20 protein-coding genes, 1 tRNA gene and 2 pseudogenes are annotated in these 22,660 nt (G+C 37.9%); 15 read left to right on the top strand and 8 right to left on the bottom strand.

Going from position 1 to position 22,660, the window contains the following annotated elements; all coding sequences use genetic code 11:
- Positions 1–110 precede the first annotated feature (110 nt).
- From FILTAD_RS10785 to FILTAD_RS10770, 4 genes are all read left to right on the top strand, one after another.
- Positions 111–950: a hypothetical protein gene (locus FILTAD_RS10785; protein WP_124070778.1), complete on the top strand. Its 840-nt coding sequence runs from the start codon at positions 111–113 to the stop codon at positions 948–950.
- Between the two features lie 187 nt (positions 951–1,137).
- Positions 1,138–1,371, top strand: a complete 234-nt coding sequence (locus FILTAD_RS10780; protein ID WP_124070777.1) for a hypothetical protein — start codon at positions 1,138–1,140, stop codon at positions 1,369–1,371.
- A gap of 328 nt (positions 1,372–1,699) precedes the next feature.
- A complete protein-coding gene (locus FILTAD_RS10775; protein ID WP_124070776.1) occupies positions 1,700–2,221 on the top strand; it encodes a hypothetical protein in 522 nt (173 codons plus the stop codon).
- 191 nt (positions 2,222–2,412) lie between these two features.
- Entirely contained in the window at positions 2,413–2,973 is a 561-nt protein-coding gene (locus tag FILTAD_RS10770; RefSeq protein ID WP_124070775.1) for a hypothetical protein, read from the top strand.
- Here the strand turns inward: FILTAD_RS10770 and FILTAD_RS16245 are convergent.
- Together FILTAD_RS16245 and FILTAD_RS10760 are read right to left on the bottom strand one after the other, a co-directional pair.
- Positions 2,891–4,028: pseudogene (locus FILTAD_RS16245) on the bottom strand (IS4 family transposase). The gene FILTAD_RS10770 and the pseudogene FILTAD_RS16245 overlap by 83 nt on opposite strands.
- An 892-nt stretch (positions 4,029–4,920) precedes the next feature.
- On the bottom strand, positions 4,921–5,523 hold the full coding sequence (locus tag FILTAD_RS10760; protein ID WP_238988242.1) for a DUF1287 domain-containing protein: 603 nt from the start codon (positions 5,521–5,523) through the stop codon (positions 4,921–4,923).
- A 355-nt stretch (positions 5,524–5,878) separates the two neighbouring features.
- Here FILTAD_RS10760 and FILTAD_RS10755 point away from each other — a divergent pair, with 355 nt between their 5' ends.
- A complete protein-coding gene (locus FILTAD_RS10755) occupies positions 5,879–7,039 on the top strand; it encodes an amidase domain-containing protein (RefSeq protein WP_203229695.1) in 1,161 nt (386 codons plus the stop codon).
- Positions 7,040–7,685: 646 nt separating this feature from the next.
- Here FILTAD_RS10755 and FILTAD_RS10745 read toward each other — a convergent pair.
- Positions 7,686–8,912, bottom strand: a pseudogene (locus FILTAD_RS10745) (ISAzo13 family transposase).
- A 171-nt stretch (positions 8,913–9,083) separates the two neighbouring features.
- Here FILTAD_RS10745 and FILTAD_RS10740 point away from each other — a divergent pair.
- From FILTAD_RS10740 to FILTAD_RS10700, 8 genes are all read left to right on the top strand, one after another.
- Positions 9,084–9,953 (top strand): SDR family NAD(P)-dependent oxidoreductase, encoded by an 870-nt coding sequence (locus FILTAD_RS10740; protein WP_238988226.1) that lies wholly within the window; start codon positions 9,084–9,086, stop codon positions 9,951–9,953.
- On the top strand, positions 9,954–10,868 hold the full coding sequence (locus FILTAD_RS10735) for an AMP-binding protein (protein WP_124070770.1): 915 nt from the start codon (positions 9,954–9,956) through the stop codon (positions 10,866–10,868).
- Between the two features lie 42 nt (positions 10,869–10,910).
- A complete protein-coding gene (locus tag FILTAD_RS10730) occupies positions 10,911–11,963 on the top strand; it encodes a protein kinase family protein (protein ID WP_124070769.1) in 1,053 nt (350 codons plus the stop codon).
- A gap of 456 nt (positions 11,964–12,419) precedes the next feature.
- Positions 12,420–12,962, top strand: a complete 543-nt coding sequence (locus FILTAD_RS10720) for an aspartyl-tRNA synthetase (RefSeq protein ID WP_124070767.1) — start codon at positions 12,420–12,422, stop codon at positions 12,960–12,962.
- A 139-nt stretch (positions 12,963–13,101) separates the two neighbouring features.
- Entirely contained in the window at positions 13,102–13,332 is a 231-nt protein-coding gene (locus FILTAD_RS10715; protein WP_124070766.1) for a hypothetical protein, read from the top strand.
- A 131-nt stretch (positions 13,333–13,463) separates the two neighbouring features.
- Positions 13,464–14,021, top strand: a complete 558-nt coding sequence (locus FILTAD_RS10710; protein WP_124070765.1) for a membrane lipoprotein lipid attachment site-containing protein — start codon at positions 13,464–13,466, stop codon at positions 14,019–14,021.
- 118 nt (positions 14,022–14,139) lie between these two features.
- A complete protein-coding gene (locus tag FILTAD_RS10705) occupies positions 14,140–14,427 on the top strand; it encodes a hypothetical protein (RefSeq protein WP_124070764.1) in 288 nt (95 codons plus the stop codon).
- Positions 14,428–14,659: 232 nt separating this feature from the next.
- Positions 14,660–14,824, top strand: coding sequence for an IS3 family transposase (locus tag FILTAD_RS10700; protein ID WP_124070763.1), 165 nt, complete (start codon positions 14,660–14,662; stop codon positions 14,822–14,824).
- A 232-nt stretch (positions 14,825–15,056) separates the two neighbouring features.
- Here the strand turns inward: FILTAD_RS10700 and glnA are convergent, their stop codons facing one another.
- From glnA to FILTAD_RS10685, 3 genes are all read right to left on the bottom strand, one after another.
- Positions 15,057–16,391 carry a type I glutamate--ammonia ligase gene (gene glnA / locus FILTAD_RS10695; protein ID WP_124070762.1) on the bottom strand — a complete coding sequence of 445 codons (1,335 nt, stop codon included), beginning with the start codon at positions 16,389–16,391 and terminating at the stop codon, positions 15,057–15,059.
- A 277-nt stretch (positions 16,392–16,668) separates the two neighbouring features.
- Entirely contained in the window at positions 16,669–18,402 is a 1,734-nt protein-coding gene (locus FILTAD_RS10690) for an AAA family ATPase (protein ID WP_124070761.1), read from the bottom strand.
- Positions 18,403–18,653: 251 nt separating this feature from the next.
- Positions 18,654–19,484: a LysM peptidoglycan-binding and 3D domain-containing protein gene (locus FILTAD_RS10685; protein ID WP_124070760.1), complete on the bottom strand. Its 831-nt coding sequence runs from the start codon at positions 19,482–19,484 to the stop codon at positions 18,654–18,656.
- Positions 19,485–19,744: 260 nt separating this feature from the next.
- Here FILTAD_RS10685 and cax point away from each other — a divergent pair, with 260 nt between their 5' ends.
- On the top strand, positions 19,745–20,803 hold the full coding sequence (gene cax, locus FILTAD_RS10680) for a calcium/proton exchanger (protein WP_203229694.1): 1,059 nt from the start codon (positions 19,745–19,747) through the stop codon (positions 20,801–20,803).
- 133 nt (positions 20,804–20,936) lie between these two features.
- On the opposite strand, the gene FILTAD_RS10675 is transcribed toward cax, so the two are convergent.
- Positions 20,937–21,009 (bottom strand) — tRNA-Arg (locus FILTAD_RS10675).
- A gap of 175 nt (positions 21,010–21,184) precedes the next feature.
- On the opposite strand from FILTAD_RS10675, the gene FILTAD_RS10670 reads away from it, so the two are divergent.
- Positions 21,185–21,487 carry a YunC family protein gene (locus tag FILTAD_RS10670; protein WP_124070759.1) on the top strand — a complete coding sequence of 101 codons (303 nt, stop codon included), beginning with the start codon at positions 21,185–21,187 and terminating at the stop codon, positions 21,485–21,487.
- Between the two features lie 156 nt (positions 21,488–21,643).
- On the opposite strand, the gene FILTAD_RS10665 is transcribed toward FILTAD_RS10670, so the two are convergent.
- Positions 21,644–22,618: an ornithine cyclodeaminase family protein gene (locus tag FILTAD_RS10665; protein ID WP_124070758.1), complete on the bottom strand. Its 975-nt coding sequence runs from the start codon at positions 22,616–22,618 to the stop codon at positions 21,644–21,646.
- Positions 22,619–22,660 lie beyond the last annotated feature (42 nt).

Raw genomic sequence — 22,660 nt, 5'->3', positions numbered from 1 at the left:
GGGCCAATTAGTTGAACAAGGAAACTGTAAAAAGGACCAAATAGGTTCTTTTCTTTATTAATTAACAACAATATTGTTTAACAAAGCCAAGAAAAAAGGGAGATGTTTTTTTGGATAATGTAGAAGTAATGGATTTGGTACCTAAGTTTTTGAACTTTTATAAACTAGCAAACAAGGATGGTATTGAGGAAGATGCGAGATGGACGATGTGGAAAGAGTTGTATAACTTTGCCGCAGTTCCTCCGGGTGAGGAGGGACAGACGGTGGCAAAGAAGTTATTAAATGACGCTTGGGATAAATATGAACAAAACTTGTCAGTTATTGAGAAATGGACGCCGGATGAGGGGAAAATACAAACATATCTTACAAAAGTAAAGGCGTTACTGGGATGCGATCAACCCATTAATTTTGTTGTTATTTATTTTGTTGGAGGATTTGAAAATAATCCTTTCGTTGCTCCTTTTGACAAAGAAAGATTAGCTCTATGCCTTCCGATCGAAAATGGTGATTCTGATATTTACCTTGTACATGAACTTACACACATCGTTCATTCTCAAACTGCACAACTGACTGGTGAGTGGGAACGAACGATAGCTTCCACTATACTACAAGAAGGTTTAGCTACTCAGGTAAGTAAATTTGTAGTTCCTGGAGAACCAGATGAATTGTATATTGAACATAAAAAGGGATGGTTTCAATCTTGCAAGAAACACAGATCAGAAATCTTTACAGGCATCACTCCATTTCTAAATGAATCTTCATCGGAAATAGTAACTAAATTCACATTTGGAAATGGGACAACCAACCATGAAAGAGAAGCTTACTTCGTTGGTTGGGAGGTTGTTCAATCTCTTTTAGAAAAAGGCGTAACTTTTAAGGAAATAGCAGTTATCAAAGAAGGCCATATACCAGATTATCTCAATCACTCCATTGCCACTTTGTGCGTCTAACGGGTGCGATTGTGTAAGAAGCGATTTGCGTCCGTTCTGCAATCGGGCCAGATTGTTGAGTAAAGTAAACACATATTTATTTATAAAGCAATCCAGATTGTGAAGGATTACACTTAAACTAACGGGGCAGGATAGTTTAACAAAGAATATGAATATTTATGACGAAATTACATAAAGGAGGGATATTATGAAGAATATGTTTAAGAAAGGAATATTGGTTTTATTATTAGGATTGTCTTTGATTTATGGTCTTAGTCTTGATGGAATAGACATTATTGATATTTTAATCTTAGCTCCTATTGCTCTAATCAGTTTGTTTTATTTCATTACACCATTATTCCTTAGTTTGAAACAAATTGAAGCAGTAGACAATTGGTTTGACGATATATTGGAATTTGATTTTTCTAAGGGAAGTAAATAACAAATATAAGATTTTTTACTAACGGGTGTATAGTGCAAAATGAAAGTACATAGTATTGCAACCAAACTTGGCGTTGCAACTTTACATGGAGTGGTGGGCATGATAGCCTTCGCAGGCAAAGCCAGCCCTTGATATAGCTGGCTTCTTGGCTTGGTACTCATGCCCGCAGAGGCTCCATGTCAAGTTGCAACATTGTGTAGTTGCAATTGCAATCCTCTGTATTACGTTTTTGCAAAATACAACGGGCGCGTTTGCAGTGGAATAGTATGCCGGAATCGGACAGAATGGTTGAAGAAGAAATGATATGAAATGAAGTGAGGAATATTAATTGTCGAAAAAGATAGTTGATAAAGCGAAACATATTTTAAAAGGAATTCAATTTGATTTAGAACTAGCTTTCGATTGGAACAAGGATCATTACGATAACTATTATCAATATTTTACTCATCCGGATAATGAAGTACGGAAATGGTCACTACTTATTTTTGCGGGGGGGTTGGGTAATTGGCATTTGGAGTCAGCTCAAATCTTTAGAACGATTAAAGAACTCAAAAAGTATTCAGAATTCAACAAATATAAAGCGTATCATTTTGAAGATTATGTTCAATCATTTCTCGATAATAAAGATGCTATCAAACAAGACTTTCCACTTTTGTATAATCAGTTGGTATGGTATTTACTTAGGTTAGATAATAAAAAGCGTTGTGAATATATTTTTAGAACCGTTGATAAGCAATTGCTGATTGAACTTAGACAGGTGTTATCTGAATCTGGGATTGATGCAAGCAAATTTCCAAACAACCATGAGGATATCATGAAAGAAATAGGGCTTACATTTAAACCTGTGTAAAATTAAACATATTTCTCAAATGAACTGAAACACTACGCAAACTAATGGTGTGATGCAGTTGAGCGATTGTATTCCTGTTTTTATAGTTTGATCCCAAGTAGCTAATCCTTTTGGAACTAACAAGGCATTTAATTTAATTGAATATATGGACCTTAAGTGTTGAAATTACCGAAAAGTGGGAGAGAATTCTAATGAAAAAATGTGTTCTGCTTATGTTTTTTTGTTTCGGCCTAATGTTAACGGCTTGTTCCCAAAGTGAAGAGGATAAACAGGAATACTCGGGAATTATTGGTGAAGGTAAAGCTATGGGCTATGAGTACACCGTTTCAAAAGAACAAAATACATTTTCTTGGAAGGTTGGCTACAAAGGAGATATATCTGTTATTGAAGAGGATTCTTCCAATGAAGATAACTTAGATAACTTTAGGATTTCTGTCAGTGATAGTAAAGAGGCATTAGCAAAACTAATTATATGGGGATCATACTTTTTAATTGTTGTTATAACAACGTTTATCTTTTACAAGAAAAAAAGAAAAAAGCTAGAAGGTAGTGGTGCAATAATAACTGTATTTGCAGGTATCGCTATATATTTTGCCTTTGGTGCTTTATTTGATTTAAGTAGTTCATTACAAAATACAAAATACTATTATTTAGTACCACGTCTGTTGATTAACCAAATAAAGGTAATCCTTTTTCGCTATATTCCCTCAAACGACACAGAAAATCGACAACAGCACTTTTCCATTCTATAGCTAATGTCTGCACCAAGAAACTGCGTGTGAAACTACAGAAAGAGATTGATTTTCTCACTGCTTTTTTTACCTGATCAAAAAACCACTTTAGTAACACAAATACGCTTAATGCGATGAAAGGTTGTGTGAATACTGCGTTTTTCGAGTTACCAAATAGAATAGGCAGATTCAAATAGCCTTTAATCCAATGAAAAAAAGACTCAATAGCCCATCTAGCTTTATACATGTCAGCGATTTCCTCAGCACTTACATTCATCACATTCGTAACGACACGAATGTCATGCCCATCGTTATCGTAAAAAGTGACGACACGATAACGATGGTTTGTCCGTGATTGTTCCGTTCCGACCTGGCACGTCACGTCGCGTCGCCTAGTACGTTTGAATCCGGCTGTTGGAATCGCTTAAGTGAACGTGATTGATGCAGTTCGACATTGTCACGCAGACGAATAACGAAGTACTGATTCTGGTCATTAAACTGGTCCAACCAGGCATGTTTGCCGTATGCACGGTCTTGAATAAGAATAAATGCTTTATTCGCAAGGGATTCTCCAGCTGGTCCATCATGTTGCAATCCTCCGGTTTCTTTCACTTCAAGTGGCATGCCAGTTTCCGATGTAAAGGCAACATGCAGTTTGATACCGGATCGCTCACCATGAAAAGGCGCCCATGGTAAGCGGTTCTTACCAACGGTGATTGTCGTGGAATCCACCAGGAGAAGAGCTTGTTTTATTACTTTTGTTCGGCGTTTTGCACGGTTACATTTACTAATCAGTAGATGAAAAAGGTCCTTGAAAATTTCATATGGTACGTCGGCCGCCTTCTTACTGACGGTCGAATAATTGGCGGGTGAAAGACCGATGGATGACATTACATCTGTGCCATCCCGGAAGCCCGCCCATTTTTCAAGGGCAGCCGCCACAAAGAAATCAAGAAGATCTTCAACATGAAATTTACGTGCGACATCTTCATAACCATGTTTTTAACAATATCTGTTAGTTCTTCTGGTGAAATTAGGGTAGATAAAAGCTTTGAAATCATGTTAAACTGTTTCATAGAGGACACCTTTCCTGTATACCGATGTATGTTTAGTCGCTTTACATCATATCAGAATGGGTGTCTTTTTTCTATACTTTTATTGGATAAAACTGGCTAATCAACAGACGTGACAAAAGGTATGAAGTGGTAAGGGCTTTGTCACTCACTGGTACAATCTCTGTCACTCGGTGGTAAAAAAGATGGCAGGGGTGGTACATTCCATTGGCTGTAATCATAAATCAACGATTATACGCAGAAGTAAAAACATAAGAATGCCTATAAGCCAAGAAAATGAAGAAGTCGGAGGCATGAGTAAAAGCGGGAAGAAGAGCCTGAAAAAGCCTCTGATCAACCTTGCTTATCCTCATTCCTTACCTTTACTACGGAAGAACTTAATTCCATATTTCATTCTCACTTTTTCTGTTTTTTGTCGATTCTTTACCCGAAAGGGTGGTTTTCAGGGGAGAACTTGAATTACATAGTAGAGGTAAGGTTTAGATGGGAGAAATGGCGTGAAGGCAAGTTGGAGAAGGGTTTGAGGGGCTTGTGGAAGGGGAAAGGGGAGATACCAACTTAATTACAAACTGACAGGATGTTGAATGAAAAAAAAGTCGGGTACGGACACATCTTTGTTTGAGATGATTTATCGTAAACAATAATTGCTATTTGACAAAAAAATCTATCCTGTTGTAAGAAATTGATAAATACATTTTGGTAATTGAACTAGTTATAACCCGGTTACAAGAATAATGATAAATATTTATTCAAACTTTATTTCAAAGCAAAACAAGTCAATAATCTTTGACTTGTTTTTGATTAAACCTAATTTTAAAGCTAGAGCGGCAAGCTAGTTTTTGGCTTCCGCTCTTTTCTCTCATTACTTTCTTAGAGCAATTGAGGTTTTAAAAAATCAGTATTTCCATCTATAATGGCCCACAATTGGTTTTTTATAAGAAGTTAGTTTAATTTCCGATGCAAAGGGAGGGGTGTTATGAATTAAATAAGGTATTCCATCTTTTGTCCGTTTATCAGAAACGATTCCTGCATGGTCTGTCCCTTCCAAATAAATAACAATATCCCCCGGCTGCCACTCTGCTAAATTCTCTGGATTATTCGGAATTAATTCGGTCGTTAGAGATTCCGTGAAACGTTGAAAAAAGACATTCTGATTGGGGACCCGTCTGAAATCAATATTGGGATCGGGATTTCTTTCTACCCGTGGATATAAAGATGTATGATTGTAAATATCCCGGTCCATCAGATCTTTTAAGTTGATATTCGCTCCCGCCATCCCCCTCCAAATGACATCCGTGCATACACCCTCGCTGTCTGGTGGATAGCCGCCTTCATAATAGATGCTCTTATATAGTGTTCGATTCCCTGCTTCTTCCCTTGCAGCATTCACTATGTCTAGTGGATCAGCTATATTATTCTGATTTTTATCAACCCTTAGATAGTTTTCCTTCACTGTTACTTTTTCGGATAAGGGACTGTCAAGATGAATGCCTGCCATATCCAAAATCAGACCGTCCCTAAAAAACACAGAAAACAAGGGTACTATCACTAACAATGTCACACAAAAAGTCAAAAATATTTTTTTGAATTTCATTTTTTCACCTCAATGTATTAAGTAAAAGATTATCAATTTTGAAAGAAAAACATTTAGTTAAAATAGATCCCCTCTCCTTTAAAAGTATTTTTTAGAAGGGTTTGTACAATCAGTGCTTTTATATTATCATTTTTTTGAAAAAAAGTCTTTAAAAAAGTAGTATATTAGGATAAAGTAGGAAACGAACTATAATATGAGGAGTGGAATGCATTTCAAGTTTAGGCAAAGGGTGGTAAGTTTATTTTTGGGGTCTGTGATTATGGTATCCGCAGGGATTGGTACCGCAAATGCTGCCGAATCAGTTAACCCTGAAGAAGAACTCCTTCCCAGCAGCATTGGAGAAAACGTTCTCGACAGGATGCTGAAACAGCAAGAAAAGGATTTTGAAAGCAAAAATCCATTGCGGAATAAAGAGATTACTAAGTTAACTGAAACAGATGAAACAGTCCTTTTTTATCGAGCTATGACTGAAGTGGATAACAGGCCATTATTAGACTTTAACTATGAAGTTTCAGACGTAAAGGTATACAAGAACAAGGAAAACCAACTGTTTGTTGAAGCTTATGTTGTGCGAAAGTTTCAGTATTTTGAAGATGGGACAGAGACAGGATTTGGAGATTTTATAAAACTACAGATTAACAAAAGTTCTAAAAAGATGGCTCAGGAAACAGCAAAAATAAGCAGTTCACCGATTGAATCAGATTCTGTTGATAATGCTCCAGTTAGTAATATTGAAAAGGAAGTTCAACTATTATCTATTTCTTCAGAGAAGGATTCTGAGATCAGCGCGGATGAATTTTTAGAGAACTACAAAAAGGAAAAAAATAAAGAACCGGAGTCTGTAACACCGGAGCAGACGGAAGAAGGACAGCAATCTGCATTAAAAACATCAAGCGTCCAAAAAGCTGTTTATTCAGCAGCCGCAAGTTATACTTACAACAGAAGTAAATCAGTTTACTATGCAACTACTCATGCTTTAAACCCAAATACACGATATCCATATTTCGCATCAGCGGGGGACTGCACTAACTTTGTCTTACAATCACTGCACGCTGGCGATATACCTATGATGGGTGACTGGTTTATGCGTAAAGGTAGTGATGGTGTGTGGAAATATGGATACTCATGGATACATGCAGACGAATTTAGAAAATATTTGCTTCAAACAGGGGGCATCCTAATGAAAACTATGCCGAATACGTATAGTAATGCCCAACTTGGAGATATATATCATTATGATGCTAGAAATAAATTTGGGTTACCAATTACTGATGGGGTTATGGAACATGCAGCTATTGTGACAAAGAAAACATCTGGCCAGGTTCTTGTTAGCTATCATACGACTAATAGATTAAATGTTCCACAAGAATATTATTCAGCTCAAGAGGGCGGCGTACGCTATTTATCACATATCTATTAAGCAAAAAAAGAACGAAATATCTTTTAAACAGTCAGCTTCCAGAATTATGTTAGTAGTTAGGACTTCTTTTTAATATCCTTTAAAAATGAAAGGATTATTTCACAGCACATTTGGCATTGACATAAAGATTGCCAGTTACTAAAAAAGAAGTGTGGGACCAACAATGGCTTTGTTGATTCCACACCTCTTTTTATTTTGTTAGATTCTTGGTTCATCATGTTTCTTCAAAACTATTATGTAGTTAATAAAGAGTTTGGGTTGTCACGAGGAAACAAAATGACTACTTTTTGTATTAAACATAAAAGTTCATATTACATAAATTAACGCTCAGTCATAGGACTGAGCGTTTTTAATTGTGTTTGTTTCCAAACTGTATTGGAAGGGGGACTGAAGATGTTACTGAACAAAATTAAGTGGAAAGAAACACCTGCAAAATCTCACTCTCGAATTGGTTGGTGACGTACTAACCGGGCATGACAAAAGAAATAATAAGTCGGTATACATATAAAACATATTTGGTATAAAAAAAGGAACATTTGTGACTTTACTCCCTTCGCCGAATATCCACTATTATACTAAAGTGGGGACTGAGTAGGGAAAAAAGCCTGAAAAACGCATAGCTTCCCCTTACCCCAAAACCAATTGTCTATACTTTTATTTCCATTTCAAACACCCTTTTACACTTTTCTGGATTTATCGTAACGCACCATTTTTCTATCCCTTGTTTTCGTTCAATCACTTTTTCATACACTGCCATGATGTCTTTCCCTACTTTTATACCTGTTTCATACACTTTATCCGTGAATGTTACACTAGGATTATTTCCTTTCCAAGTCATACTTTCTGCATAACCTATCACTGCTTCATGTGTATCTTAAACAGACCCGTTCCAATGTTGTTCTAGGCAACCCCATACCCGCTCAATCGGATTATATTTACTATGATAGGGTGGATAATAGGCTAAAATGACTGTCACGTTATAAGTAACTGCAAACTGGATAATTCTTTTCATATATTGCATTCGACGGCTACTATTTTCAGGCCCATTATCCGCATTAATGATAAGCGTGTCATAGGATTGATCCTGTTTTTTAAGCCAATAGGCTTCTATGCAATCAACCATAAAATCCGGCGTAACCTTCGTTTCTGTAAATGTTAATTCAACATGACCGGTGTTGACATCTACGATTCCAAAGGGGGTTAAATAGTCGGTCCCAAAATCATGATCGTTTGCTTTCACACAAACCCTACTCTTCCCACCCCTTGAAAAGTTTCCAATCTTTACGCGATCCTTCGTATCAATCGATATGTGCATTACATTACTTTTTCCTTTATACTCACAATTGATTTCATCAACGTTTAGAAAGATCACGTCAGTTTCATCTATTCTTTTTAACGGCTTTGTCTTCATCACTTTTTTTAGATGATAGCCAAGGTCATTTAGGATTCTGTTCAACGTTTGATTTGTGGGTAATTCCTCGTCTTGGTATCCTTTTTGTTTTATAAGCTGTATCCGTAGTTCCGGCACGGTAAGCCTCGTGAAAAGCCTTCTTGTTTTAAAGTCTGGATCCGTTTGACTTTGGGAATCCACGATATCGATGATATCCTCCGTTAGATTAGGAAGAACTTCCTCTGTCTTCTTTCGTCCTCTGGCATTAAAAGCGTCCATACAAGCGATTCCTGCTTGCAATTCATTTTTTCCTTTTCTAATGGTATCTCGACCAACATTAAATAAATTGGCAACTACGGACTGACCGCCTTTACTATAGGCTTCGGCAGTTTTTGCTAGCATAATACGTTTGTCAGAGCCTTTCAATTTAAGTATGCTTCCTATAAAAACTTCTTTGTATTTATCTAAAAATGTGTGTATCATATAATCAGTACCCCTTGTTATGTTTTTTGTTTTTTTCGTCATTAACAATTAAAACATAATCCAAGGGGTATTTCCGTTTTTTTCTCTAGAATTGACTAGTTATCTTTTTATTCATGCCTAACTCCATGTGATATAATCAAAGCATTCTTAAAATTGGAGTGACTAATAGATGTGGAAAAGAAATTAATCAATGATCATACATATGGCATTTGGGAAAGAATATTATTTCAACCAGTCTTTTTGAATTTTAATAGGCTTCAACAAGAAGTGAGTGGTAAGACAATTCTGATCACAGGAGCCAGTTCGGGCATTGGTGAACAAGTAGCTTATGTTCTGGCGGATATAAATGTACATTTGATTTTAGTCGCTAGGCGGAAGGAAAACCTCCAAATAATTAAAGATGAAATCGAAAAAAAGAATAAGGCGTCCGTGACGATATATAGAGCTGATTTAAGGATAGAGGAAGAACTGGAAGGTTTGTTAGAACTGATTCATAAATCACCTAAAGGGATAGATGTTGCTGTTTGTAATGCAGGGCTATCAATCAATCGTTCGGTATATGAATCTTTGGATAGATACCATGACTTCACTAGGACAATGGCGATTAACTATTTTGCACCAGTAAAAATGCTTTTGTCGATTCTCCCATTATTAGAAAAAAGTAAGGGACAAATCGTTAATGTTTCAACTATAAATTCATTGTTAATGCCAATCCCGTTTTGGTCTGCTTACCAAGCTTCAAAATCTGCATTTGATACATGGTTACGTTCAATAGCACCTGAATTGTTACAAAATAATGTTTCTACAACTTCCATCTATCTGCCATTAGTTAAAACAGACATGATTCGACCAACCGCGGCTTATGAAAACATGCCTGCCATGTGTCCCAATCATGTTGCGAAAATCATTTGCCAGTCATTCTACACGAAGAGGAAAAAGTATGGGCCGTGGTGGCTCATATTCGGTCAACTTGCATCCACTCTTTTTAGAGATGTTTTGGAAAGAATTACAGCTACAGCAATCAAGAAAAGAGGGAAGTAAATGATGGTCCATAATTTCATTTCTGTTTTAAGCAAAATGAAATTACTTTCTCCACTTGGTATGTCGAGATTAGTAGCCGCTATTTATAAACATGGCATTAATGTAATGATATTATTGAGTATTTATGAAAAAGTATATAGTAATAAAATTGCCTTGATAGATGAAAAGGAATCAATCAGCTATAGGCAGCTATGGATACAATGTGAAAATCTTTCACACAACCTTAAAAGTAAATATGGTCTAGGGAAGAAACAGAAAGTAGCTTTTCTGTGTCAAAATCATGCATCATTTATAAAGGCGATTTTTTCCGTTTCTCGTTTAGGATCGGATATTTATTTGTTAAATACAGAAATGAGCGTAAGCCAATTTGATGAATTAGCAAACGAGCACCAATTTAATTTGCTCGTATATGATGAAAGTTTAAGTCATTTAGTATCCAATTTCCCTAACGAAAAAGTGCTGAGTTTTCATAACACCCTTCCTGCAATCAATCAAATGATTAAAAGAAAGATTCCTGATAAACATAAAATAAAAAGAGCGTCAACAAGCAGAATCGTTCTATTGACTGGAGGTACAACAGGAAAGCCAAAGGTGGCCGAGCATCAACCTTCGCTTATAAACTATGTGAATCCATTTTTGACTTTGCTTACCAAGTTAAAGCTTTTAGAACGTAAGAATACTTATATAGCAACCCCTATTTATCATGGATATGGAATCGCTATATTGTTATCGTTTATTGCGTTAGGGAAGACTGTAGTCATTTGTAGAGAATTTAACGCTCAAAAAGCGTGTAATCTTATTCGGGAACACCAAATTGAAGCTATGACTGTCGTCCCGCTGATGATAGACAAGATGTTAAAACACCATGTTGACGATTTAAATTGCGCTAACGGGAGGGATAGACAGTTAAGTTAAGACGATTCGGCCATCGAGTATTTATGAAATGGGGGATGCTATATGAATATCGGGCTTGAAAAGATCAATGAAGTTTTAACACTGTACAATATTAAAGGGCAAGTATCTAATCTTTATGATTTTATTCATTACTGTGATGATAAAAATACGGAAATCAAAATAATTACTAAGGTTGAATTCACTAATAGAAATCCGCTTGTAGTGAAATTTGTAAGAGAAAATGATCATCCTTCTCAGATCATTGAGTCTCAAAGTGTTTTTTCCGAGTATTTAAGGGATAAGGGTATTTTGACGCCAAAAAGATATGTCAGTGAAGGAAAGTACAGCCTTAATTATAAATTGAATAATTTAGACGTTGATATTACAGTAGAAGATTATTTAGGTGAGGAGATAAAAGCTATCGATTTTAACCTTGCCTATATGTTAGGACAATTACTTGGAAAGATCCATAGAATATCTGAGAATGGGAACTGTCTAATAGGAAATAGTACCATTTTCGATTTTCTTGGATATAACGAAGTCAGTGGGTACAATGCTTTTCTTGAACTTGGTGAAGTTGAGAAAATAGATCCAGTAATGCACCAAGAAATAAAAGATTTATATTTGGAAAAGCTTGAGAAAGTTAAGTCATCTTGGAGTAAGCTACCCAGGTTTGCGACTCAAGGTGATGTTTCTATTAACAATTTATCGTATATAGGAGGAACTATCGGAATATTTGATTACAACATTGCTGGTGATGAAGTTTTGGTTGGAGACATGGTACTTGAGGGATTGTTGACAGCCAATGAAATGGATTTATCCGGTGGATTAACAGATAATGACCGAACAGAGCTATTCAAGCATTTTTTTAAGGGATATATTACTGAAAGACCTTTGTCAGATGATGAAAAAACTGTGTTAAGTGACATTTATTCAATTTCATCTGCCTTATGGTTTACCAAAATTAAATATAATGAAAATTCATTGGAGATGTTAGTTGAGCGTAAGGAGGCTGATAAAGTCGGAGAGCTATTACAAGAAATCTACGATACTTTACACAATGATAATTTTGAAGTAAATAACACTAATTGCAAGACGATGCCATTATCTATATAAAACATTATATTTGTACTGCAAACGGGTGCAAATATTGAATAGATTGCATCATCTAGAATCGGGCCAAATTGCTGGATAAACAAGGTAGTACTTTTTAGGGTTTTTTACGGACTGGAATAGGGGTGATAAGATGTTTAGTTTTCAAACTTTTAAAGATAAACGATATTGGATTCTTCTGATCCCATTCATAATCGTTTTGATAGGTATTTCCGTCTTTGCATCTAATTATTTTATAGAGAATCCTTTAATGGCTCCCATATTTTTACTATTAAATGCAATCTTGTTTTGGGGGATATATCACTTGTGGAAATATGTTGGAGATAAAAATAAGGAGGATAGTTGAAGTCTTTAAGTTGTTCTTCGAACGGGCGCGATTGCTTTATAAGCGATTGCGTCTATATCGCAAACGGGCCAAGATTGTTTAACATTGTTCGTGTTTGTAAGGAAGGTGATTTAATGAAAAAGTGGCTACTGATAGCAGTTTCCCTAATAGCTATCCCTACTGCTGTTATATGGGTTATAGCGGAGAAATCAGATTCCTATTCAGAACCCCAAGAAGCGTTATTTGCAGCTGATCACGATTTAACGTTAATACCTGGCTATAAGATAAATGATAAGGCTCTTTTCTTTTTTATAAAAGGTACTAATAATTTGGGAGCTGCCTATGTTCAAAAGGATCTCTTTGGATGGAAGGCAGATATACTTACGTGGAGCCCAATGGACAGTAAGAGAAGTTATGAAAACTTGAGCGGTTCTCAGGGACAAGGAGAGAACCTGATCTATGGTTTGATTAGGCATGGTGATGACCGAATCGTCCAAATTGGCGAAGACCGCGCTACTATACTGAACTTGGCAATGCTGCCACTGAGCGAAGTAGAAAAACTTCGATTGGAAGGGCTGTATATCTGGTATTTTGAAGGCGATAAACTACCGGGTGGTGGAGAAATAAAACTATTAAATAAGGATACTGGCAAGGAATTGGGTACAATGGATTTTTAGAATAACATGGACACCTACTTAACCAACCAATTCAATTATCGGGCGCTTTAACGGCATTAAAAAGTGACCTTTTTTCATTATCGGGCCAAGTTGTGGTGCAAATTAGAAATAGATATGAACGAAAGGGATGAGTTTTTCTATGTTATGGATTTCTACACAAGACAAGAAAAGTTTGATAAATGTAAAAGAAGTTACTGTAAACGGGAAAAAAATAAAAGGATTTGTCAGTAGTTCGACTTTAGACGAATGGAGTAAAGACTTGGGGAAGTATGAATCAAATGAAAGGGCGTTAGAAGTTCTTAATGAAATATTTATGAAAATCGAAGAAAACAATGGTATTTCCGTGACGTTCGCTATGCCTAAAAAATAAGTATCAACTTGTTCGATAAATGGGCGCGTTTCCAAAGTAAGAATCTGCGATTATTCAGTATTAGGCCTTTTCTGGAACAAACAGGTAACTTATTTAACTATTAACCGTCTACTAATACAGGAGGGGTTTAGTTGAAAAAGTTAATATCTTTTATTTTATTCGTCTTTGTTTTGAGCGCATGTAACCAATTAAATAAGGATTCGAATGAAGTTGATGTTTCACGTTCAAACGAGACTGGTTCTACTGTTCAAGCTATGCCGGAAGATATGCCCAATGACTTTGGGTTTTCCATTCAGTTTGGCGTGGGGAAAAATAATGAAATCAACACATTCAAAGGTACAGTGACCAAGGATTTAATAACAGATGGAACAGCAACGGCAGATGTAACCTTGACAGATGAGGAAATGGATGGAGTTTATGAGAAAATGAAAGAAATTAATATAGTGGAAACGAAAAAGTTTACCCCCAAACCTATAAACGGAACCATTTGCACACAAGAACCATACGAAGAGGATGAATGGAAAATTACCATCAACGGCGAAAACATAACCCAAACTGTATCAGGGGCATACTGTGAACCTACCGACGATGCAAAGCAACTACTTGAGTTGCGAAATTACGTATTTAGTATTATTAGAAGTAAGGAGCAATATATAGAACTTCCCGAATCTAAAGGTGGGTATAAATAGCTATTAAGCACAAGGGCGCTTTTCTTGAAAAAAATTTGCGCCCATTCAGTAATAGCGCCATTTAGTTGAAAAGGAGATAAATAAATTAAATTATTTGTTAAAAGAAAGGAGAACGAATATGGTTTTACTTTTTTGGCCGTTTATGCTCGCTTCAATTATCTTTTCATTTGTTGCCTTAAGTAAGAAAAAGCCACTGTTTCTCGTTATTTCTTTCTTGTTAATAATACCATTTTCACTTTACTTAGCTGCTACACCACTATTCAGATGGTGGGGGTTAATCTTGCCATTGTTTTATCTTGGTGCAGCTTTATCGCTTAGAAAACATATGAGATGGTTATCGGCTTTGTTAATTTTGCCAATTATAATATTGATTGGCTGGCTTGGATACGTTGTTATAACTCAATAAAAAATAGTACACAAACGGGGGCTACTCTCTGATAAAGATTAGCGCCAGTCGTACATATTAGGACTATTTTCTTGAGTAAGGATATTTAAAAAGAGGGATTTGCCGAAATTGGACAATGAAGACATGCTGAAGACACAACCGTCATGACCGTTGTGGCACGAGAGATTATGTATAGAGGTTAATCCAATTTCCTGTTTTACCTGGTGGATCCATTGCAAGAGTGCTGTGTGTCATGGGATGTTCAAAAGATGACGTGGATTCCGCAGTTTGTAAGAACTTTGAAGAACTAAAGCGGCTGATTGATTGCTATATACTTGAATATAATTCGTATCGTTATCAGTGGGATTTAAAAAAGATGACACCGGCACAATATCGAGGTCATCTACTAGCAAGTTAAACTATATTTGTTGAACTTATAATTTCACCGTAATCCTCAGCGAAGGTGTCTACTGGGGTAGCCGAAGCGATAAGCCTGATAGTGGTTCTATCAGGCCTATCGCGGGAGGCACTCCCAAGCGCCTAGTGTTGTAAGTGAGACTTTTTAGTTCAACCAATACTAGTGGTTCTTTTTATAAGTGTCCGTATTACAAGGGACAGTTCACACACAAGAGGTCGGCTCCTTTTCATACCTAGTACATTTTCATATATCTATCTATTTCCCAAGGATGTACGGTGATCCGATAACCATCCCATTCTATTTTCTTCTCCGCCATGAAGTTTTCAAAGATATGACTTCCGAGCGCATCCTGAATAACGTCATCTTCACTTAGTGCGATAAGCGCATGGTCAAGGTCAGTTGGTAACGTACCGATTCCAAGTTCTTTAAGTTCAGTCAAATGCATCTCGTAAATATTACGGTCGACAGGCTTTGGTGGTTCGAGTTTTCGCTTGATACCATCCAAACCAGCTTTGAGTATCGCCGCCATTGCAAGGTACGGATTTGCGGCAGAGTCCACTGAACGTACTTCAACGCGCGTGCTGATGCCACGTGACGCAGGAATCCTAATAAGCGGGCTGCGGTTTTGTGCAGACCAAGCAATGTAACAGGGAGCTTCATAGCCGGGAACAAGTCGTTTGTATGAATTGACAGTGGGATTGGTTACTGCTGTAAAGCCCCGAGTGTGGTCGAGGACACCAGCCATGAATTGGTAGGCTGTTTTGCTGAGTTTCAATTCACCATTTTCATCGAAGAAAGCATTTTCATCATCCTTGAACAAGGATACATTGCAATGCATGCCTGATCCACTGACGCCGAAAAGTGGCTTAGGCATAAAGGTCGCGTGCAAGCCGTGTTTACGTGCAATTGTCTTGACAACTAGTTTAAAGGTTTGAATGTTGTCGCATGCAGTAAGTACGTCGGCATACTTGAAATCGATTTCGTGTTGTCCGGGTGCAGCCTCGTGATGGGATGCCTCAATTTCAAAGCCCAATGCTTCAAGTTCCAAGACGATATCACGTCGACAATCTTCCCCGAGGTCCATTGGGGCAAGGTCGAAATAGCCACCGTTGTCATTCAGTTCCATAGTGGGTTGCTTATTTTCATCTAATTTAAACAAGAAGAATTCAGGTTCAGGCCCAAGATTGAAATCAGTGAATCCAAGCTCCTTCATTTCTACCAGGATGCGTTTTAAGTTACCACGTGGATCTCCTGCAAAAGGTGATCCATCCGCAAGTGAAACATCACAGATAATCCGTGCAACTTTCCCTTTTCCGGAAGGCCAAGGGAATACCATCCATGTATTCAAATCAGGAATAAGATACATATCCGATTCCTCAATGCGAACAAATCCTTCGATAGATGAACCATCGAACATCATTTTGTTATCCAATGCCTTATCCAGCTGGCTGATGGGAATCTCCACGTTTTTAATCATGCCTAATATATCAGAAAACTGTAGTCGGATGAAATTCACGTTTTCTTCCTCTACAAATTTCCGAATGTCTTGTTTTGTATAATTCCTCATCATGCCACTCTCCTTAACGCCCATTTGTTATAAATTCCTTCATAACATTTTTCTATAATAAATCAAAACGAATACCATAATCAAGAAGTTTTTTCTATTAAATAGAAAAAACATGGCGGAGGTTCATTTTCAATAAAACAACGACACTTGGTAGTATTCAGATAGGGAAGGATATACTATGCGGGAAACGTATGATGCTGTAAAAATGTTAGGCATCAAAAAAATCCAAGTCTCTAAACCAACGTACCTGGTTTAAAGACTTGGATGCTTAGATTTTTTAGAAATGTGGATCCATCGCGGCAACTGCCGTACCACTGATAATCTGCTGGACCTCGGAACCATCAAGTGTTTCTTTTTGGAATAATATTTCCACTAAATTCTCGAATTCAGCTGCATGGTTGCGGATAAGACTCTCTGTTTTTTTAATGGCAGACTCAAATAAGATCTGCATCTGCTCTTCTTTTTCACCCTTATTAAATGTAAGCGTGAAACTATCTTGCAGTAAACCGGTATCAACCATTCTTTCAATAATGTCTTTTGCCTGCTGGACATCACCGCCTACGCCGATACTATGCTCGCCGAGATAGATTCGTTCTGCAACCCCACCAGCAAGAATCATACTTACTTGGTCCAACAGTTCGCTAGCTGTTTGAAGATGAAGCTCTTTTTGAATAGGGGCGACATAACCCAGAGCTTGTCCTCGGGGAATAATTGTTGCTTTTCTTACTGAATTAGGCTTCGTAAGCACTGCAATCAATGCATGTCCCGATTCATGAATCGCAACTCGTCGCTTCGTTTCAGGATCGTTCAACGAACGGGAGGTACTCCCCAGTATTGTACGGTCAATTGCAAAATCAAGATCACTTCTGTTAATCTCCTCGCGACCATTTCGAATGGCTTTTCGGCTGGCCATCTCAAAAAGCGAACTGAGTTCCGCGCCGGAAAAACCGGACGTACTTTCAGCTAACACGTCCAATGAAGCAACTACATCCTCACACAATCGTTTGCCTTTCGTATGGATATTGATAATTTCTCTTCTACCAAATGTATCTGGAAGAGGAAGTTGGAAAGAAAAGTCGATTCGGCCGGGACGAAGGAATGCTTCATCGAGCATGTCTTTGCGGTTGGTTGCTGCTATAAACAGCACGCCCCCATTATTGTTTCCTCCATCCAATTGAACGAGTAGTTCCGTTAACGTTTTTTCCGCTTCTTCACCGCCATGAGGTTTCCGCTTTCCGGCAAGTGCATCCACTTCATCGATGAAAATAACTGCGGACTGTTGTTTACGGGCATTTTGGAAAAGGGAACGAATTCGTGAAGCGCCCACGCCCACAAACAGTTCAGTGAATGCCGCCCCGCTAGAAGAAAAGAATGTTGCCCCCAGTTCTTTTGCGATTGCCTGTGCAAGTAATGTCTTTCCTGTGCCGGGCGGTCCATACAACAAAATCCCTTTCGGAGCCTGTATGCCAAGTTGAGCTGATCGTTGCGGGTCTTTTAGAATCGATAATGTCTGTGAAATCTCTTCTTTCATTTCTTCAGGTAACCCACCAATATCCGTTAAGGTGATATCAGGTAAAGGAGTCGCTTTGGATGCGCTATTTTTCATGGCAGAAGCACCTGCACCAATTTTCCCTTTTTTATGAAGGATGATGAACGTGACCAATAGTACTAGTAGTATGCCTCCAAGTAGCAGACTACCCGATATATTTTGTGAAGAATAGGAATATGTGAGCTTATATTTTTCGACTAGTTGTTCTACCAGTTGGCTTTGAGGACGGACACGTGTCACATAAAGAGCATCTTTTGTTTCCAAATGGACAGTCCCATCCGCTTTTTCATTAAGTAAAACGGTTTGACCGTTGTGATTTTGAATTATATTTTCTAATTCTGGAAATGAAATAGGGATTTCATCATTTGCACCTAAAAAGTACCACCCTACACTTACTGTTATTCCAATGACTAAGAGGGCCAGGGCGACAATCTTCGTTGCAAACGTTGAAAAAAACTTCAAATCTTGTCCAACTCCTTCTATAATATAAGTCCATTATAGTGGATGTCCAAGCATATTCATATGTAAATAAACGGATGTATTTGAACGAATGATGAACAAAATGGATTTCCGAAAAATACGCGCTAAAAGATAAGTGTGTTTCCCGATATGTCGGTCAATCGAATTAAAGACGAGAAAATACCCCGTAACAGGACAATGATTAATCATACTGTTACGGGGCATCTATTGTTGGAAAAACGTTATTTACTAAATCAGTTCAAAACTTTTATCTTTATTTTTTTCCGTCCCCATTTTAGAGCATCTTGCTTATTTTCGATAAAGACATCGATAATATGTCCCTTAATCGCACCGCCTATATCGCCAGCTATTGCTTCTCCATATCCCTCTACCCAAACGCGAGAGCCTAATGGAATGATAGACGGATCCACTGCAATCACTTTTTGGTCAGGATTTGAACGGAGATCTATCCCCGTATAAGTGACACCGGAACAGCCTTCGCAATACGCCGTATATGCAGTTGCAGTTACCAACATTTCAGTTCCTGTGGATGCAGCAGGAACTACAGCTGGTTTTGATACTTCTTTCTGTACTTCTACCGGTGGAGGTGTCTGCTCTGATGCGATTGCCACTTTACGGGTTTGCATAGGTGTTCTAGCCTCGATCGTTTTTGTTCTAGATGTGGGATGTAAATTTGTATAATCCATCGAAATGTCATCGCCATCTAAAATCAACTGTTGGCCGGGAAGTATTAAGTGATCTGAAATGTTGTTCAGTCTCATTAAGTCATTAAGTTTGATGTTATGACTTTCAGCTATTTCAAAAAGTGTATCCCCTGCAACAACAGTATATTTGTGAACATTGCTTCCTTTTTCAATCTTTATCTCTTGGGACGGTTGGATAAGAGTAGAGTCCAACGCATTCCAGGCTAGTAGGTTTTCAACACTAACATCGTTGGCAAGTGCAATGTTCCATAACGTATCACCCGGCTTTACGATATGATTAGTAGATGCGGAAGCCTGTCCAATTAATGAACCCAAGGATAATGCACCCATTACAACTAATCCAACAAATAATCTTTTCATATGATGTATTTCCTCCTTCTTCCTAAATTTATCCTGTACTCGACTAGCTACAGAATACATTTCGCTATCTACTAGGAGGGGGGTTCCTAGCGAAAGATAGCGAAAGTTGTGTTGCTGCAATTAGTAGTATCCAACACCGCTAGAATATATACATGAATCTAATAATGATCTTGATTGTTAAGAGAAAGCCAGTACGTTTACATTTACATCCCAAGGGAAAGATAGTTAATGGAATCATAATGAGTAAGAGGAGTGAACTGATGAATAGGCTATTTGCTGTAGTCGTTTTCGCAGGCGTACCGCTTGTCATTGCTGGTGCATTTCTTAACTGGTCGGACTTCCTTATGTTCATTCTTTGCTGCATTAGTATCATTGGACTTTCAGGATACATAGGCCGCGCAACAGAAAGCCTTGCAATCGTTAGCGGTCCGAGAGTCGGCGGATTGTTGAATGCGACATTTGGAAATGCTGTAGAACTGATCATTTCTATTTTCACGTTGAAGGCAGGTATGGTAGGAATCGTCTTGGCCTCGCTGACAGGCTCTGTTCTAGGGAACTTGTTACTTGTACTGGGCTTGTCATTTTTTGCAGGTGGTATTAAATATAAACGTCAGAATTTCAGTTTGCATGATGCACAATACAATTCAGGGCTACTGATATTTGCCATTATCATTGCATTCGTAATTCCGGAAGTATTTTCAACCTCAATGGATAGTAAAACGACATTCAATTTGAGTATTGGGATTGCAATCGTTCTCATTGCACTTTATCTTGCAGGATTGTTTTTCAAACTTGTCACACATCGCGGTGTTTTCACTTCTTCAGATAATAAAGAGGGTGAAGTGGAGGAAGAGGTACCGGAGTGGACAAAAAAGAAGTCGATTCTCGTTTTATTACTTTCTACGGTAGCTGTAGCTTTCGTTTCCGAACAATTGGTACATACATTTGAAATGCTGGGGAGTAAATTTGGATGGACGGAGTTGTTCATAGGCGTTATTATCGTAGCCATAGTAGGAAATGCAGCTGAGCACGTATCCGCTGTCACGATGGCTGTAAAAAATAAGATGGATGTATCCGTGGAAATTGCCGTCGGTTCAACCTTACAAGTTGCCATGTTCGTTGCACCAGTACTAGTCATCATATCCATATTCATGCCGAATCAAATGGCGCTTGTCTTTACGATTCCAGAATTGGTTGCAATGGTAGCTGCGTCGTTCTTGGTCATCAATCTATGTAATGATGGTGAATCGAATTGGTTCGAGGGGCTGATATTATTTTCCGCCTATATAATCATGGGAATCGGTTTCTTTTTGCTATGATGGTATTTTGAAAATAGCATGGGAAAAAGTTGCATTCTTTATTTAAATCCTTATCCAGGCTTTAATGATGCTTCCAGTAATAAACAAAAAAATAAAAAGCCTTCCAAACGTTAGTTTGAAAGGCTTTTTTGGACGTCCCAGGCAGGAATCGAACCTGCGACCCACAGCTTAGGAGGCTGTTGCTCTATCCCCTGAGCTACTGAGACATGTATAAACATGCTTTTTTATTATAACTGCTTGCATGGCTAAGAGCAATAGAAAGATTTAATCCGTTATACACCTTATGCCCAGTTACTTACACCGAATTCAAGTAAATGAACATGTTAAGGAACATCTATTTGAACGTTCCCATATGTATAGAAAGGAAAGGGGCGGATTTAGATGATTTCATTGTCACCGATTGTTATTGAAGGACAGCCGTTTACTGCAGTTACAGTCCGTTTGCCAAAAACGACACTGCTAACGATTTCAAACGAAGTGGGCTATATTATGTGTGGGGCTTTAGATGTTGAGCTATTGAATATGAAGTTAAGCGATCGATTAATTATCGCAGGTAGGGCAGTCGGGGTTAAGACCATTGATCAATTGCTAAATGCACCACTTGAGTCAATCACCCTCGAAGCGGAGAAACTCGGAATTGAAAAAGGGATGATAGGAAGGGAAGCTTTACTAAAGATGGTTTAAGCCGGTTTTCTGTAAAGAGATTTTTGGATAAAAAAGATGGACGTAAAGCCCATCTTTTTTATTTTGCTAAATAAGCGTATTTAAACACTAACTAAAAGTAATTCAGGATTTCTGTAAGGGAAGCCATCAACCCCGTAGTTTTGTGTCATTTTTTACTTATAATTCTACAAGGACTCCCGCATTTTGCGAAAGCGCTTTTTCATATATATATTTTGCTACTATAATATCCACTACGGCAAGTCCCACTGATTTAAATACAGTAATCTCCTCGGCGGACGTTCTCCCCAATTGCACGCCACTTATTATTTTGCCGAGCTCTGCATGGATATCATTTTCAGAAAATACACCTTCTTGAATTGGTACCTGTAAATCACCCGTTTCTTCCATAGCAGCAGTCAATGATTCAACCACTACTTTTGTAGCTGATTGTATGGCGTGTGAAGGTAGCTCTTGCATAGTGGGTTTGAAAGAGCCAACCGCATTTACATGAATGCCGGGTTGCAGTTTTTCTGAAAATACCGGCGACATGGATGTTGTTGCTGTAACAAGAACATCGCAATTTTGAACAACTTCGTCCGGATGTTTACAAATTACTACTTCTTTACCGAACCTTTCTTTTACGAATGTAGAAAACTTTTTGGCTTTCTCCTCACTTCTATTGTAAATATAGATAGCTTGAATGTCCCTAACGGCGAATATTGCCTCACAAAGCCCCCCGGATTGTTGCCCTGTGCCAATAATCCCCAACCGTGTCGCGTTATCACGCGCTAAATATTTTGTTGCAGCTCCGGATAGTGCACCAGTTCGAATTTGTGTCAGATAGGAACCTTCCAGTAAAGCTAGTGGTTCACCGGTCTTGATATCTGAGAGAAGTACCACGCCGTGAATCACTTTTTTTTCTACCTGTGCATTTCCAGGGACAACCGTTACATACTTAAGACCCATCGCTTCAAGTTCTTCAGCTACTGAAGGCATGACTAATCCAGCGTTTTCTTTACCGAAAGGTAGGGATGTCCGAATAGGTGTATCTGTTTTAGATGCTGAAAATGCCTGTAAAGCGATTTCGACTTGTTCGATCACTTCCTTCATATCGATTAAACGCCTTTGTTCTTCTGCACTTATTATCATCATTTCCTATGTCATCTCCGTTCTGTTATGAGTCTTATACGTCGG

Source organism: Filibacter tadaridae (assembly GCF_900609045.1).
In the GTDB taxonomy this organism is placed as follows: Bacteria; Bacillota; Bacilli; order Bacillales_A; family Planococcaceae; genus Sporosarcina; species Sporosarcina tadaridae.
The sequence above is the reverse complement of the archived record's forward strand: the minus strand, read 5'-3'. Positions and strand labels throughout refer to the sequence as shown.